At 54.6% G+C, this 15,934-nt stretch carries 11 protein-coding genes, 4 tRNA genes, 3 rRNA genes and 1 other annotated feature (1 of these 19 only partly in view); of the genes, 2 read left to right on the top strand and 16 right to left on the bottom strand.

Going from position 1 to position 15,934, the window contains the following annotated elements:
• Positions 1-2: 2 nt before the first annotated feature.
• Positions 3-359, top strand: a complete 357-nt coding sequence (locus tag ACKXF9_RS06595) for a hypothetical protein (RefSeq protein WP_418265626.1) — start codon at positions 3-5, stop codon at positions 357-359.
• Here the strand turns inward: ACKXF9_RS06595 and ACKXF9_RS06590 are convergent.
• Positions 311-1,621, bottom strand: a complete 1,311-nt coding sequence (locus tag ACKXF9_RS06590) for an acyl-CoA dehydratase activase-related protein (RefSeq protein ID WP_418265625.1) — start codon at positions 1,619-1,621, stop codon at positions 311-313. The genes ACKXF9_RS06595 and ACKXF9_RS06590 overlap by 49 nt on opposite strands.
• Entirely contained in the window at positions 1,557-2,768 is a 1,212-nt protein-coding gene (locus ACKXF9_RS06585; protein WP_418265624.1) for a BadF/BadG/BcrA/BcrD ATPase family protein, read from the bottom strand. The genes ACKXF9_RS06590 and ACKXF9_RS06585 overlap by 65 nt, the downstream gene beginning before the upstream one ends.
• Positions 2,769-2,931: 163 nt before the next feature.
• Between ACKXF9_RS06585 and ACKXF9_RS06580 the strand changes: the two genes are divergently transcribed.
• Positions 2,932-3,615 (top strand): Crp/Fnr family transcriptional regulator, encoded by a 684-nt coding sequence (locus tag ACKXF9_RS06580; RefSeq protein WP_249233588.1) that lies wholly within the window; start codon positions 2,932-2,934, stop codon positions 3,613-3,615.
• A gap of 64 nt (positions 3,616-3,679) precedes the next feature.
• On the opposite strand, the gene ACKXF9_RS06575 is transcribed toward ACKXF9_RS06580, so the two are convergent.
• From ACKXF9_RS06575 to ACKXF9_RS06510, 14 genes are all read right to left on the bottom strand, one after another.
• The gene (locus ACKXF9_RS06575; RefSeq protein ID WP_418265623.1) at positions 3,680-3,931 is read right to left on the bottom strand and encodes a DUF6061 family protein; all 252 of its coding nucleotides are present in this window, start codon (positions 3,929-3,931) and stop codon (positions 3,680-3,682) included.
• 168 nt (positions 3,932-4,099) lie between these two features.
• Positions 4,100-4,175, bottom strand: a tRNA-Lys gene (locus tag ACKXF9_RS06570).
• A gap of 3 nt (positions 4,176-4,178) precedes the next feature.
• Positions 4,179-4,253, bottom strand: a tRNA-Glu gene (locus ACKXF9_RS06565).
• Between the two features lie 7 nt (positions 4,254-4,260).
• A 5S ribosomal RNA gene (rrf, locus tag ACKXF9_RS06560) occupies positions 4,261-4,377 on the bottom strand.
• A 128-nt stretch (positions 4,378-4,505) separates the two neighbouring features.
• Positions 4,506-7,340, bottom strand: a 23S ribosomal RNA gene (locus tag ACKXF9_RS06555).
• Positions 7,341-7,547: 207 nt separating this feature from the next.
• Positions 7,548-7,624: transfer RNA gene (locus ACKXF9_RS06550), tRNA-Ile, on the bottom strand.
• 3 nt (positions 7,625-7,627) lie between these two features.
• Positions 7,628-7,703, bottom strand: a tRNA-Ala gene (locus ACKXF9_RS06545).
• A gap of 121 nt (positions 7,704-7,824) precedes the next feature.
• Positions 7,825-9,335, bottom strand: a 16S ribosomal RNA gene (locus ACKXF9_RS06540).
• The 16S, 23S and 5S rRNA genes sit together here with 4 tRNA genes alongside, the layout of an rRNA operon.
• Positions 9,336-9,774: 439 nt before the next feature.
• Positions 9,775-10,449 (bottom strand): sigma-70 family RNA polymerase sigma factor, encoded by a 675-nt coding sequence (locus ACKXF9_RS06535; protein ID WP_249238206.1) that lies wholly within the window; start codon positions 10,447-10,449, stop codon positions 9,775-9,777.
• Between the two features lie 28 nt (positions 10,450-10,477).
• Positions 10,478-10,912: an anti-sigma F factor gene (spoIIAB, locus tag ACKXF9_RS06530; RefSeq protein WP_339395299.1), complete on the bottom strand. Its 435-nt coding sequence runs from the start codon at positions 10,910-10,912 to the stop codon at positions 10,478-10,480.
• A gap of 4 nt (positions 10,913-10,916) precedes the next feature.
• The gene (locus ACKXF9_RS06525; protein ID WP_418265622.1) at positions 10,917-11,234 is read right to left on the bottom strand and encodes an STAS domain-containing protein; all 318 of its coding nucleotides are present in this window, start codon (positions 11,232-11,234) and stop codon (positions 10,917-10,919) included.
• Between the two features lie 93 nt (positions 11,235-11,327).
• On the bottom strand, positions 11,328-12,593 hold the full coding sequence (locus ACKXF9_RS06520; protein ID WP_418265621.1) for a folylpolyglutamate synthase: 1,266 nt from the start codon (positions 12,591-12,593) through the stop codon (positions 11,328-11,330).
• A gap of 3 nt (positions 12,594-12,596) precedes the next feature.
• Positions 12,597-13,109: a VanZ family protein gene (locus ACKXF9_RS06515; protein WP_339395301.1), complete on the bottom strand. Its 513-nt coding sequence runs from the start codon at positions 13,107-13,109 to the stop codon at positions 12,597-12,599.
• A gap of 1 nt (position 13,110) precedes the next feature.
• The gene (locus ACKXF9_RS06510) at positions 13,111-15,816 is read right to left on the bottom strand and encodes a valine--tRNA ligase (protein ID WP_418265620.1); all 2,706 of its coding nucleotides are present in this window, start codon (positions 15,814-15,816) and stop codon (positions 13,111-13,113) included.
• Between the two features lie 60 nt (positions 15,817-15,876).
• Positions 15,877-15,934, bottom strand: a binding site (T-box leader); it runs 164 nt beyond the window's last position.

Raw genomic sequence — 15,934 nt, 5'->3', positions numbered from 1 at the left:
CTTTGCGGTACTATAAGCTCGGCGAGACTCCTGCCTACTACATTACCGCATGGTACAACCTGTTGAGCGGCAAGTGGGAGTTTGGCAAAGTCCACGCCACCGAGACTACCGTGGAGGGTGTTACTGTGGAGCTGACCACCAATGGCCGCCACGCGAATTACGAGATGAAGCTCTCCGGTTTTGATCTGGACACCAGCGCCAACAAGGTCTACGGCGTAGTGCTGACCACCGCCGATGGCAGCGAGTATGGCCTGCATCATGTGACCAATATCTGGCGCGGCACCGAGCTGGGCTTCAATACGGACGAGACCTATCTTGCCTCCATGCCCATGTTCAGGATGGGGTCGGAAACGCCGTAGTTGCGGGTGATGAGTACCAACACTTTATCGTCTGGTCTCAGGGTAGCCAATAGAGCTTTGCCTTGTTTTTCCACGGCGGCGGTATGGCGGCGCACCGCCATGGCACTACTGAGCAGAGCTTTGGCACAAAACGGTTTCGGGATTCCTAAAATTTTGCTCAGTCCCAGCATTGCAGATGCCATAGCTTCCTGCCCAAAATCGAGATCGAATACCGGGCTGAGCAGAGTGATGCCCTTGCTCTCAATGTCCAGAGCTTTGGCAATGGATGCGGCTGCCGTCTGCATATAGACGCAGCCGTAGTTGTGTTTCACACGGCTCTTTTCGTGCTTCATCGTGTGGATGGTGGGCAAGAAGATGTAGTCTACTTTTTGGTCGATGAGCTGCTGCATATGGCCGTAAATAAGTTTGACCGGGTAGCAGGTCTCCCCTTGTGCGGTCTGCTGAGCCAGCCGGATCGTTTCCTCACTGGTGGGGTCAGTCAGGACGACATTGAAGCCCAACGAGGTAAAGAAGGCATTTGCCATCGGGAAGAATTTGTGGATCATCAACGCAAAAGGCACACCTACGGTCTTTTTACGTGGGTCACGTTTGCCAGTGTAACCCTCCAAAAGCAGTTTGTCTGCCTGCTTGTAGAAGTCAATATTCTTCTGAATCTCCGCACTGCGGCTGTCCTCTGCGTCCTTTGCCGGGCTGTCAAATCCCACAAATCGGCTGGGTGCGTCGCCCACAGCTTCATGTGCCAGCAAAGCCGCGCCATACGCACCACTGATGGAAAAGACCGGGCTGACCTGTACGCGGTCGCCGTATGCGGATTGGAATGCCGCCACAATGCCGGGGTTGTAATCGACACCGCCCTGCAAAACGATGTGCTGCCCCACAGGTTTAGAACCAACAACTTTATGCAGATAGTTCTGTACGATGGAGTGACAAAGGCCTGCGGCAATATCCGCCCGTGAAATACCTTCAGCGGAAGCGGACGCAATGGCCGTTTCGATAAACACCGTGCACCGTTCTCCCAAGGATGCCGGATGTTCAGAGGATAAGGCTAATGGACCAAACTCCGCCAGTGGGATGCCCATACGGGCAGCTTGTTCTTCCACAAAAGAACCGGTACCGGCAGCGCAGATCTTGTTCATCTGAAAATCCACAACTTCACCGTTCTGGATGCTGATGTATTTGCTATCCTGTCCGCCGATTTCAAACACGGTATCGACTTCCGGCACCCAAATGAGCAGCTCCCTTGGCTTGCGCAGTGATCTCATCCCGGACAGCATCTGCTCCGATGCGTTTGCCGATGCGCTCTCGTCCTGAACCGGTCACACCGACTGCGGTGAATCGGATATCACCAAACCGCTGACGAATACTTGCAAGGCCTTTGCGGACAGCTCCTTCCGGGTCACCTGCGGTGCGCAGATATTGAAAGTCTACCAGTTCACCGTCTGCACCGACCAGAACAAGATCGGTACTGGTAGAACCGATGTCGATGCCCAATGCGCAGCCACTTTCTGGAATGATCTTGGTAGCGTTTGGCTCCGCAAGGCTCGTGCCGGAGCGCAGTTCCAGTTTGGGCAATGTTCCGACCATGTGGTGTGTTGTTAGTGTACGGTCCAGAGAATCATTCAGTTGACGTAACGTGAACGAGCCGGATGCTTTGAGTGCAGCACCAAGAGCCGCTTCATATCGGGCAAACTCCGGAACGATGAGTTCTTTCTCACTCAACCCGAATATATCCCGGATGGCTCGGATCACGCCTGCATTGCAGGTAACACCACCGCAGAATACCACAGGTTTACAGATCGGCAGCCGCCGCACGATGGTCACCTTATAGTTCCGAATCATGGCATAACACAACCCCAACAGGATATCCGGCGTGGAAACGCCTTCCTGCTGGCGGTGGATGATATCTGTTTTGGCAAAGACCGCACACCGACCGGAAAGGCGCGGAACACTCTGTGCCTGCTCTACCAGCGAAGAGTAATCTCCCAGCCTGCAGCCCACGCGAGACATTTGGTCTTCAAAGAACGAACCTGTACCGCCCGCGCAGTGTTCGTTGACTGAAAACTGAGGTGCGCGGCTCTGCAAGTCCGTGATGAATCGCGCGCCCTGACTGCCAATTTCAATGACCGAACCCACCTGCGGAATGATCCAGCGCACACCCTCGACGATAGCTGGGATATCGCCTAAAGAGGGAATGGCTGAATCTTGCTCCAGCAGAGCCTCCGTGTTGCTTCCGGTCACACAGAGTGAAAACGGAGTATCCATCGCCAGCTCCAACGTGGAAAGACCTTTTTTCAGGCAGACAAAAGGGTTGCCGTGATGCACCGCCATCCACTGCTTTTCAATTTCTTGATTTTTCAACAGCACCAACTTGACCGTTGATGTACCGATATCTATTCCCAACGAAAGCATTGTGTCACTCCTTCGATATCAACCCTGAACGTTATAGGGTTTGACATTTCAAACTTTATACCGTATAATAATGATGCCTTTTAATTAGACATCTCTAACCAAGAGTTTAACACAACTACCTCGGAGTGTCCGTTGTTATGGCAACGGCAAAGTAAATTTTAAGATGGAGCAATATTATTCAATTTTACAGCAATGCGGCATGTTCAACGGCATCCAGCCACGAAAATATAGGGAAGTCCTTAGTTGCTTGAATGCGACTGTCCGTGAATATCCTCGTGGTGCGCACATCGTCGAGCTGGGTGAGCAGAGCCACAATACGGGTGTTCTGCTGGATGGCACGATGGAAGAATTTTTGTATGATGAAAATGGCAATCAAATCAGCGTCTGCCGTTTTTGTCCCGGAGAAGTATTTGGTGCAGAACTGGCCTGTACTGGCTGGACGGCAAGTCCGGTCTGTCTGCGTGCCAGTTCGGACTGTACCGTAATGCTGCTGGATTTCAGCGCATTGATGTCACAGAAGACGCTGACCTGTCCCTGCCGGATGCAAGTCACAGCAAATCTTATGCAGGATATGGCGCAGCAGCTTCTCTTTTTTAACACCAAAGTGCGTATTTTAGCACAAAAACGGCTTCGAGATCGTCTGAAGATTTATCTTCAAACCTTGACACCCGATGAAAAAGGCTGTTACAGTCTGCCCTACACCCGGACAGAACTGGCAGATTTCCTCTGTGTGGACCGCAGTGCTCTTTCCCGTGAGCTGTGCCGGATGCGCGATGAGAGGATCCTTGATTTTTCCGGTGCAAAGATTCACCTGTTGAACCCAACGTTTTTGTATGGTTGGAACTGACAGCACTTCTAAATCTATGAAAAAATTGTCTGCCGAATATTTTTGTTCGACAGACAATTACTTTTTAATCTTCTAGTGTACGACTACCGGACACATTCTTCAAATATTCCTTCGGGTCGCCGTTCAGAATCAAATCCGCATAGCCCAGTGGGTCATTGTAGATAAGGTAGTCCAGTTCTGTCTGCTGCGCCATGGTCACATCCAGTGCATCCTCAACCCCGGTACAGTCAATGGAAATTTTTCTCCCATCCCGGAGCAGCAGTTCCACGCAGCCAGTGTCCATGTTGAACTTGCAGGCTCTTGCATCATACTTCATAATCGTGTCCTTTCCGCCTTACGGCACTCTCACAGTGGTCTGTCGTGCTTTCTTATGATAAGGTCTAGGACGTTTTTCGATGGAATCAAGGGATTCGTTCTGTTTTCCAAAGAAAACAAAAAATCCGAACCTTTCTCCTATTGGAAAAAAGTTCGGATTTTGTTGTTGTGGTGCACCTCCAGGGACTCGAACCCTGGGCCCACTGATTAAGAGTCAGTTGCTCTACCAACTGAGCTAGAGGTGCATATGGTGACCCGTACCGGAATCGAACCGATGTTAAAGGCGTGAGAGGCCTCTGTCTTAACCGCTTGACCAACGGGCCATATAAAAGTCGGCGACTACCTATTTTCACACGCCGTTTCCAGCGAACTATCTTCGGCACAAGTGAGCTTAACTTCTGTGTTCGGAATGGGAACAGGTGGAACCTCACCGTCATCGACACCGACCGGTCTGACTGGCCTAGTATAACATATCTGTTGTACTTTGTCCAGTGTTTCTTAGAAGGACGTGCCTTCAAAACTGAATAATCACTGCTGACATTTTTTCGTTGACTCTTGAGAGTCTCAAGCGAATTGTGGTCAAGCCCTCGACCTATTAGTACACGCTTGCTGAATGGATCGCTCCACTTACACATCGTGCCTATCAACCTTGTAGTCTTCAAGGGGTCTTACTTGTTTGAAACAATGGGATATCTTATCTTTGGGTCGGCTTCACGCTTAGATGCTTTCAGCGTTTATCCGATCCGTACATAGTTGCCCAGCTATGCTCTTGGCAGAACAACTGGTGCGCCAGAGGTACGTCCGCTCCGGTCCTCTCGTACTAGGAACAGCTCCCATCAAATATCCTGCGCCCACGACAGATAGGGACCGAACTGTCTCACGACGTTCTGAACCCAGCTCGCGTACCGCTTTAATTGGCGAACAGCCAAACCCTTGGGACCGAATACAGCCCCAGGATGCGATGAGCCGACATCGAGGTGCCAAACCTCCCCGTCGATGTGGACTCTTGGGGGAGATCAGCCTGTTATCCCCAGGGTAACTTTTATCCGTTGAGCGATGGCATTTCCACTCACATACCACCGGATCACTAACTCCAACTTTCGTTACTGCTCGACCCGTCAGTCTCGCAGTTAGGCTCGCTTCTGCGTTTGCACTCTTTTGCTTGATTTCCGTTCAAGCTGAGCGAACCTTTGAACGCCTCCGTTACTCTTTAGGAGGCGACCGCCCCAGTCAAACTGCCCACCTAACAATGTCCCCCGCCTTGATTCAAAGGCGCAGGTTAGAATTCCAATATCGCAAGGATGGTATCCCAACGGCCACTCCACAAGCGCCAAAGCACCTGCTTCCCAGTGTCCCATCTATCCTGTGCATGCAACATCGAAACCCAATATTAGGCTACAGTAAAGCTCCATGGGGTCTTTCCGTCTTGTCGCGGGTAACCGGCATCTTCACCGGTACTACAATTTCGCCGGGCGGGCTGTTGAGACAGTGCCCAAATCATTACGCCTTTCATGCGGGTCAGAACTTACCTGACAAGGAATTTCGCTACCTTAGGACCGTTATAGTTACGGCCGCCGTTCACTGGGGCTTCGATTCAATGCTTGCACATCTCCTCTTAACCTTCCAGCACCGGGCAGGCGTCAGCTCGTATACGTCATCTTTCGATTTAGCACAAACCTGTGTTTTTGGTAAACAGTTGCTTGGGCCGATTCTCTGCGGCTGCATTGCTGCAGCACCCCTTCTCCCGAAGTTACGGGGTCAATTTGCCGAGTTCCTTAACAACCCTTCTCCCGTTGGCCTTAGAATCTTCTTCCTACCTACCTGTGTCGGTTTGCGGTACGGGCACCGCAGAAATACACACAGCTTTTCTCGCCATCTTCCATCCCGGACTTCGGTACTAATTTCCCTCGATCGCTACCGGAACCAACACCCGGCTCCGAGACTTCATATGTGTCCCTGTGTTTAACTCTTTTGGTGGTGACGGAATCTCTACCGTCTGTGCATCGGCTACGCCGTTAGGCCTCACCTTAGCTCCCGACTAACCTGGAGCGGACGAACCTTCCTCCAGAAACCTGAGGCTTTCGGCCATGCAGATTCTCACTGCATTCGCGCTACTCATTCCGGCATTCTCACTTCTATACACTCCACAGCCGCTTGCGCTACTGTTTCACCGCGTATACAACGCTCCCCTACCCAATCCATTGCTGGATTGCCTAAGCTTCGGTGTCAGGTTTAGCCCCGTTAAATTCTCCGCGCAAAGACGCTCGACCAGTGAGCTATTACGCACTCTTTGAATGAGTGGCTGCTTCTGAGCCAACATCCTGGTTGTCTGCGTATCTTCACATCGTTTTCCACTTAACCTGACTTTGGGACCTTAGCTGTAGATCTGGGCTGTTTCCCTTTTGACAATGACATTTATCTGACACTGTCTGACTCCCAAGCATCAATACTCTGGCATTCTGAGTTTGATAAGCTTCGCTAACCTCTCGGCCGCTAGGCTATTCAGTGCTTTACCTCCAGGTATCTAACTTGAGGCTAGTCCTAAAACTATTTCGGGGAGAACCAGCTATCTCCGGGTTCGATTGGAATTTCTCCGCTACCCACAGTTCATCCGCCGCCTTTTCAACGGAGGTCGGTTCGGTCCTCCATGGAATTTTACTTCCACTTCAACCTGACCATGGGTAGGTCACCCGGTTTCGGGCCCATTATATGCAACTTAACGCCCTTTTCAAACTCGCTTTCGCTTCGGCTCCAGACCTTAAGTCCTTAACCTTGCTGCATACAATCGCTCGCCGGACCGTTCTACAAAAAGTACCCTATCACGCTTTGACGCGCTCTAGGTGCTTGTAGGCACAGGGTTTCAGGTTCTTTTTCACTCCCCTCCCGGGGTGCTTTTCACCTTTCCTTCACAGTACTATACGCTATCGGTCACTGGGTAGTATTTAGGGTTGGAGGGTGGTCCCCCCGTATTCCGACCAGGTTTCACGTGTCTGGCCGTACTCTGGAATTCGCTCGGCTCTTGTCGTTTTCACCTACGTGGTTCTCACACTCTCTGACCGGCCTTCCCATGCCGTTCGGTTAACAACTTAAGTCCTAAAAGCAGTCCGTACCCCGAAAGTATTTCTACTCTCGGTTTGCCCTCTTCCGCGTTCGCTCGCCACTACTTACGGAATCTCGTTTGATGTCTCTTCCTCGCCCTACTTAGATGTTTCAGTTCAGGCGGTTCCCCCGATATACCTATTTTGAAGTTCAGTATAACGTACCTGAGTATGAACCCAGGTGAGTTTCCTCATTCAGAAATCTCCGGATCAATGCTTATTTGCAGCTCCCCGAAGCTTATCGCAGCTTATCACGTCTTTCATCGGCTCCCAGTGCCAAGGCATTCGCCCTGCGCCCTTGTTCGCTTGACCTTTCAAACGTTCTTTCAAGAACATTTGGTATCCTCTTGATTCTCTCTTGCCAACGAAGATTATTGTTACCCTTCCTTTTGAAATTGCAATATTTCTTAAAAAAGAACTTACTATAATCTTTGTTTCGCAGTTATTATTCAGTTTTCAAGGTACGTCTTGGTGATGTTGCTCAAAGCCCGGTCTCCCGGAACTTTGATTTCCATCACATGGTGGGCCAAAATGGACTCGAACCATCGACCTCACGATTATCAGTCGTGTGCTCTAGCCAGCTGAGCTATTGGCCCATGTGGTGGAGATTAAGGGAATCGAACCCTTGACCCCCTGCTTGCAAAGCAGGTGCTCTCCCAGCTGAGCTAAACCCCCACATTAGGAATTGAGTTCCCTTTTCAGGGCCCTCAAAATCGAACAATATCTACTCTGCTTGTTTGTTACCTGTCCAAGGACTGTCCATCTTTTGATGTTCTGTCCTTGCCTGACTCCTTAGAAAGGAGGTGATCCAGCCGCAGGTTCTCCTACGGCTACCTTGTTACGACTTCACCCCAATCACCAGTTTTACCTTCGGCGGCGTCCTCCTTGCGGTTAGACTACCGACTTCGGGTCCCCCCGGCTCTCATGGTGTGACGGGCGGTGTGTACAAGGCCCGGGAACGTATTCACCGTGGCATGCTGATCCACGATTACTAGCAATTCCGACTTCGTGCAGGCGAGTTGCAGCCTGCAGTCCGAACTGGGACGTTGTTTCTGAGTTTTGCTCCACCTCGCGGTCTTGCTTCTCTTTGTTTAACGCCATTGTAGTACGTGTGTAGCCCAAGTCATAAAGGGCATGATGATTTGACGTCATCCCCACCTTCCTCCGTTTTGTCAACGGCAGTCTGGCCAGAGTCCTCTTGCGTAGTAACTGACCATAAGGGTTGCGCTCGTTGCGGGACTTAACCCAACATCTCACGACACGAGCTGACGACAACCATGCACCACCTGTCTCCTTGCTCCGAAGAGAAATACTGTTTCCAGCATCGTCAAGGGATGTCAAGACTTGGTAAGGTTCTTCGCGTTGCGTCGAATTAAACCACATACTCCACTGCTTGTGCGGGCCCCCGTCAATTCCTTTGAGTTTCAACCTTGCGGTCGTACTCCCCAGGTGGATTACTTATTGTGTTAACTGCGGCACTGAAGGGGTCAATCCTCCAACACCTAGTAATCATCGTTTACGGTGTGGACTACCAGGGTATCTAATCCTGTTTGCTACCCACACTTTCGAGCCTCAGCGTCAGTTGGTGCCCAGTAGGCCGCCTTCGCCACTGGTGTTCCTCCCGATATCTACGCATTCCACCGCTACACCGGGAATTCCGCCTACCTCTGCACTACTCAAGAAAAACAGTTTTGAAAGCAGTTTATGGGTTGAGCCCATAGATTTCACTTCCAACTTGTCTTCCCGCCTGCGCTCCCTTTACACCCAGTAATTCCGGACAACGCTTGTGACCTACGTTTTACCGCGGCTGCTGGCACGTAGTTAGCCGTCACTTCCTTGTTGGGTACCGTCATTATCTTCCCCAACAACAGGAGTTTACAATCCGAAGACCTTCTTCCTCCACGCGGCGTCGCTGCATCAGGGTTTCCCCCATTGTGCAATATTCCCCACTGCTGCCTCCCGTAGGAGTCTGGGCCGTGTCTCAGTCCCAATGTGGCCGTTCAACCTCTCAGTCCGGCTACCGATCGTTGCCTTGGTGGGCCGTTACCTCACCAACTAGCTAATCGGACGCGAGGCCATCTCAAAGCGGATTGCTCCTTTTCCCTCTGCTCGATGCCGAGCCGTGGGCTTATGCGGTATTAGCAGTCGTTTCCAACTGTTGTCCCCCTCTTTGAGGCAGGTTCCTCACGCGTTACTCACCCGTTCGCCACTCGCTCGAGAAAGCAAGCTTTCTCTCGCTCGTTCGACTTGCATGTGTTAGGCGCGCCGCCAGCGTTCGTCCTGAGCCAGGATCAAACTCTTTATAAATGATATTTATCACTTTTAAAGTGTTAAATCTTGTTCGCTCAGCACGCAATCGCTTGCGTCCTGTGTGAATTACTTTTGGAATTGTTTTAAGTGTTTTTCCAAACACATAAAGGTTCCTTACAAGTTTTTCGATATTGTTCAATTTTCAAGGTCCTGTGCGCCTCAGCCTTGCGGCTGATAGCTTATTTATTTTATCACTTTCGTGATAAGTTGTCAAGCACTTTTTTGAATCATTTTTGAGTTTCTTGTCGAAGCTCATCGATTCTTTACGTTAGGACGTCTGTTCTGAACTGTTTCATTCTGTCAGACGTCCGCCTGACAGTAATGTATTCTAGCACAGCCCTTTACAAAAAGCAAGCTTTTTCTTCATATTTTTTTGAAAAATCCGACTTTTTACATTTTGCCCAGTTTTTTCCTTTCAATCTGGAAATTATGACACCTAATCTTCCAAAAGGCGGCGCCGGAGCAGGGATAATATCCTGCGTTCCCGCCGGGAGATCTGCACCTGCGTGGTATGCAGCACCTTCGCGGTCTCGCTCTGGGTCTTGTTCCCATAAAAGCGCAGCCGGATCAGCTGCTGATCCTGTTCCGGCAGAGCCCTGAGCACCTCTTCCAGACTGATACGCTCGGCCAGTGCTTCTTCCGGAGAATCCACCGGGATATCCAGCTGTCGGTCTCCATCCTCTGTATTTTCCGGGGTCAGGCTCATGGCAGGCTGTGCCGCCTGAATGGCAAGGGTGATGTTCTCCACCGGTTCATCCAGTTCTTCTGCCAGCTGTGAGAGAGTCGGTTCTGTGCCGCAGAGCTTCATGTGATGTTCCCGTGCCGCCTGCACCCGCATGCCAAGTTCCTTGAGAGACCGGCTCACCTTGACGGTGCCGCCGTCCCGGAACAGCTTTTTGATCTCGCCCAGGATCACCGGCACCGCATAGGTGGAAAAGCAGACGCCGCGGTTCTCGTCGAAGTGATCGCAGGCTTTGACAAGACCCATGCATCCGGCACTGTACAGATCATCGTATTCCATGCCGCGCCCACGGAAGCGCCCCGCGCAGGCGTGTACCAGTCCAAGGTTCTGTTCAATGAATGCGTCCCTCCGGGTCTTATCCGATACCATGCTTCTGCCCGCCTTTCCTGTTTATGTATCATTCCCGCTGGGCCAGACGCTTGATGAGCAGCACCTTTGTTCCTTTGCCGGGTCTGGATGTCACCTTGACCTTATCCATAAAGCTCTGCATCACCGCAAAGCCCAGCCCGGAGCGTTCCTCCGGGTTGCCGGTGGTGAACAGCGGTTCCATGGCCTGCGGGATATCCGGGATGCCCACTCCCTTGTCCGACACCGTGATATGCACCTCCCGGCCGGGATAGACCGCGATGCTCATGACCACCGGCCCGATGTGATCCGGGTAGGCATGGACGATGCAGTTGGTCACCGCTTCGGACACTGCCGTTTTGATGTCGGCCAGCTGCGGCACGGTGGGGTCGTACCGGGCAAGAAAGGCTGCCGCAGCGCCCCGGGCGTAGCTTTCGTTCACGCTGAGGGAGTCGAACTGGAGCTTTGTCGTATTTTCCGCTTTCATAGAGTCATTCCTCCTTCTGTTCTGTGTCCGTACAGGGGATGCGGGCCAGCTGCAGAACCTTTGCCAGCTGGGACGGCGTGTGCTGCACCCGCAGGGCCGTGCCCAGCGTGCGGGCAATTCGCTGACGGCCCAGGATCAGCCCCACGCCGGATGAATCCATAAATCCCACCCCGCCAAAGTCCAGGATCATGGTCTGCGGGGTACGGCTGACCAGCGCATCATCCAGCTGGATGCGCAGGCTCTGCGCTGCATCGTGGTCGATCTCGCCTGCAAGATAGGCGTAAAGCACTTCGCCCGCCGGGCTGAAGCTTACCGTTGCCATGGTTTGTCCATCTCCTTTGCAAAATAAAAGATCCCGTACACATAGTTCCAGTGTACGGGATCCTTCGTTTATTTTTTAGGGAAGCGTGTCGGCTCAGCTGTTTGCCAGCAGTTCGGCAGCTTCCAGTGCGGCAGACTCACTGCCGCAGACCAGCAGACCGCGGCGGGTGTTGGCATGCGCCAGTCTGACCGCTTCGGCCAGACTGGCACACAGCTCCGCATCAAAGTGATACTTTGCCTTCTCGGTCAGACGCTCGGTAAGAGCAGTATCCGTGCCCTGCGGCGTGACGAGATACACCTTATCAAAGGGATTCTCGCTCATGCCGGGCATGGTGGACTTATCCTTCTTCTGTTCCTCCGGGGTCAGGCCGGTCTCCAGCGCGGAGAAGAATGCTTCGGCACCTTCCTCTTCGGTCAGGCCGATGATGGCACTCATATGGCGCACCTTGGCCATGTTGAGCACCCGCAGCAGAGCTGCCGCCTGCTGCGGGGTGCGGCAGGCGTCCAGAATGACCAGCGGGCGCTGCGAGACCACCCGGATGCTGCTGCGGTTCTCCACCGCCGCCAGACCCTCCAGAATGGCTTCATCTGTAATGTCGAAGTCCTTGCGGCAGAGCGCCAGCGAAAGCTCCACAGCCACAGCGGCGTTGCCTGCCGCGTGACGGCCCAGAAAGGCCAGCGGCACAGTGTACCCGCCGTAGTCCACCTTGCTGGCAAACTTTTCTGCTTCCAGAAAGGTGATATCCTCCGGGTCCGGCACCACCAGCTCACAGCCGCACTTTCCTGCGGCTACAATGAGCTCGCTCAGCACTGCCTTAGGCTGCTCCGGCGCGGTGACGCAGATGCTGCCCTTGCGCATGACGCCTGCCGCCAGTGCGGCAAGGCGCTCCACCGAACGGCTCACGCCGTCCGGACCGACCGAGGTGACGGCGCACACCGGCATACCGGGCAGCGCTTCGGCAAGGCCCGCATCCGGCAGCTCCACCACGGCCAGCGTGCAGCCCGCTGCGCCAAAGCAGTTGGCCGCTGCTGCCAGCTCTGCTGCGTCCCGGGGCAGAGCCTCGGCGGCGGAAAGGGCTTCTGCCGTCAAGGCCAGCAGGCCCTCGTCCACCGGAGCATCATCGATGCAGATGCGCTCCGACAGCGGGCGGGAACCCGCATGATACAGACCCGCATGGATGCCCTGTGCGTGCAGGATGGCCGCCAGCAGGCGGGCCACCACAGTCTTGCCCGCCGTGCCCGCCACACCCACAAACTGCACCTTCTGCACCGGCGCGGTGAACGCGGTGCGCAGCTGTTCGGTGGAGGCAAAGCCGTCCGGCAGGGCGGCAAAATACTGATTTGCCTGTTCGATGGTCATTGGTTACTCCTTATTACGATGATGAAACAGCAGCCCGCACAACGCCATGAGCACCAGCGCTGCAAGGATGCCTGCCAGCACACCGGCAGAGTCCAGCCACACATCCGTGACCTGACTGCTGCGGCCCGGCGAGTAGATCTGGATGGTCTCATCGGCCAGTGCGGTGAGCACGCCGCCCAGCAGCGGCACGCTGATGTGCCAGATGTAGTTCCGGGTGTACACCCGCATGCACAGCATGAGCAGGAAGCCTTCCAGCGTATACTCGCAGAAATGCGCCAGCTTGCGCACGATGTGATCCGTCAGGCGCTGGGCAAGGGCCGGATGGCCCAGACGGCGCAGCACTCCCTGCAGCAGGGCAAGCACCCGGCCGCTGGAGCCCTGAGAGACCTCGCCGATCTTCATGGAATTGGAAAAGATGAACACGATGCAGCCAAGGAGGGCAAGAGTAAAGAGCACCCGCCCTGCAGCGACCCACGGAAAAGCGCGCTGTGCGCTGCTATGACGACCCCCGCTCAAATCAGCCCAGAGCCTTGATGCTCTGTTCAATGTTGGCGAGCTTGTCCTGACTCTTGGCGTATTTATTGCGGATATCCTCCACCAGTGCCGCCGGAGCACGCTCCACAAACTTGGGGTTGTTCAGCTGGTTTGCGAACATGGCCATTTCCTTTTCGGCCTTGGCCTTTTCCTTGTTCAGACGTGCCAGCTCCTTGTCGCGGTCGATGAGCTCCATCATGGGGATGAAGCCGCGTGCAGCGTGGGTGGACACCTGCACCATGCCGTCGGTGCTGCCCTCATACTTCTCGGTAAAGGTCACATCGGTGGCAAAGGCGAACTTTGCCAGATAGACCTGTGCCTTCTGGAAGGGTGCTGCATCGGCAGTCTCGATGATCATGCTGGTCTTTTTGGCGGGGTGGACATTCATCTCGGTGCGCATGGTACGCACGGCCTTGATGTAGTCCATGACCTTTTCAAAGGCTTCCTCTTCGTCGGCCCAGTTGTGAGCTTCATCGAAGGTGGGCCAGCTCTGGGTCATGATGGTCTCGGCAGAGCCGGGCAGAGCCTGATACAGCTCCTCGGTGATGAAGGGCATGAAGGGATGCAGCAGCTTGAGGGCCTTATCCAGCACATACACCAGCACGCGGCGGGCAGTGTCGGCCTGCTGTGCGTTGCCGGAATTCAGGCGGGGCTTTGCGATCTCGATGAACCAGTCGCAGTAGACGTCCCAGATGAAGCTGTTGATCTTGGCAGCGGCCAGACCCATCTCATAGTGGTCGAGGTTGTCGGTCATGGCACCGGCCACCTGATTCAGCTTGGTGAGCACCCACTTGTCGCTCATGTCCAGCATCTCCTCGCTGGGCAGGCCCGGCTCAAAGTCCTCGGGCAGGTTCATCAGCACAAAGCGGGTAGCGTTCCACAGCTTATTGGCAAAGTTGCGGGCAGCCTCCACCTTCTTTTCGATATAGCGCATGTCGTTACCCGGGGTGGAGCCGTCCACCAGCATAAAGCGCAGGGCGTCTGCGCCGTACTGGGCAATGACCTCCAGCGGGTCGATGCCGTTGCCAAGGCTCTTGGACATCTTGCGGCCCTGACTGTCGCGCACGATGCCGTGGATGCAGACGGTGCTGAAGGGTGCCTTGCCGGTGTAGGCAAGACCGGAGAAGATCATGCGGCTGACCCAGAAGCCGATGATGTCGTAGCCGGTGACGAGGGTGTTGGTGGGATAGAAATACTTGAGGTCTTCGCTCTCCTCATTGGGCCAGCCCAGCGTGCTGAAGGGCCACAGAGCGGAGGAGAACCAGGTATCCAGCGTATCGGGGTCCTGGGTCAGCTTTGCGCTGCCGCACTTGGGGCAGGCGCAGGGAGCAGACTTTGCCACCACGGTCTCGCCGCAGTCGTCGCAGTACCATGCCGGGATCTGATGGCCCCACCACAGCTGACGGCTGATGCACCAGTCGCGGGTGTTCTTCATCCAGTTCATATAGTTCTTGGTGAAGCGCTCGGGCACAAACTTGATCTCGCCCTTTTCCACGCTCTCGATGGCGGGCTTTGCCAGCGGCTCCATCTTGACGAACCACTGCTTGGACACCATGGGCTCGATGGTGGAGTGGCAGCGGTAGCAGGTACCCACCTCGTGCTTGAGGGGCTCGATCTCCTTCAGGAAGCCGCCTGCTTCCAGATCGGCCAGAATGGCCTTGCGGGCCTCGAGGGTGGTCATGCCGGCGTACTTGCCGCAGTCCAGCACCTCAGGCTCGTTGATGGTGTTCTTGCCGGCGGCGAACAGAGCATCGGCAGCAGCCTTGTCGGCAGCGCCGGTCATGTGACCGTCATAGGTGAACACACGCACGATGGGCAGGTTGTGGCGCAGGCCCACCTCAAAGTCGTTGGGGTCGTGGGCGGGGGTGATCTTGACCACACCGGTGCCCTTGGTCATGTCGGCGTGCTCATCGCAGACAATGGGGATCTCCTTGTTCAGCAGGGGCAGCACCACATGGCAGCCGTGCAGATGGGCATAGCGGGGGTCGTCACCGTTGATGGCAACAGCGGTATCGCCCAGCATGGTCTCGGGACGGGTGGTAGCCAGCTCCAGCATCTCGCCGGTCTCCTTGACCGGATACAGCAGGTGCCAGAAGCTGCCATCCTTCTCCTCGTACTCCACCTCGGCGTCAGAAATGGAGGTGTTGCAGTGGGGGCACCAGTTGACCATGCGGTTGCCGCGGTAGATCAGGCCCTTGTCGTACAGACGCACGAACACTTCCTTGACGGCCTCAGAGCAGCCCTCGTCCATGGTAAAGCGCTCGCGCTCCCAGTCGCAGCTGCTGCCCAGCTTCTTCAGCTGGCTGACGATGCGGTTGCCGAACTTGGTCTTCCATGCCCATGCACGGTCCAGAAAACCATCGCGGCCCACCATCTCCTTGGTCAGGCCCTCGGCACGCATGGCCTCCACCACCTTGGCCTCGGTGGCAATCGAGGCGTGGTCGGTGCCGGGCACCCACAGGGCGGCATAGCCCTGCATCCGCTTGGTGCGGATGAGGATATCCTGCATGGTGTTATCCACCGCATGGCCCATGTGCAGCTGACCGGTGACGTTCGGGGGCGGCATGACGATGGTGTAGGGTTTCTTGTCGGGGTCTGCCTTCGTGTGGAAGTAGCCGCCGTCCAGCCAGAACTGGTAGATGCGGTCTTCCACCTGGCTGGGATCGTACTGTTTTGCAAGTTCTTTCATAGGGTCCTCCCAGTAAAAAATGATGAAGTGGGACGAAAAAAAGCCGTCCCACGGAACGTTCCATGGGACGGCTGTAATAACCGCGGTACCACCCAAATTGCGCAGAGCATCCTGCGCC

The sequence above is a fragment of the Faecalibacterium sp. 9 genome (assembly GCF_048320955.1).
Lineage (GTDB): Bacteria > Bacillota > Clostridia > Oscillospirales > Ruminococcaceae > Faecalibacterium > Faecalibacterium wellingii.
This window is presented reverse-complemented; position numbering and strand designations above follow the sequence as displayed.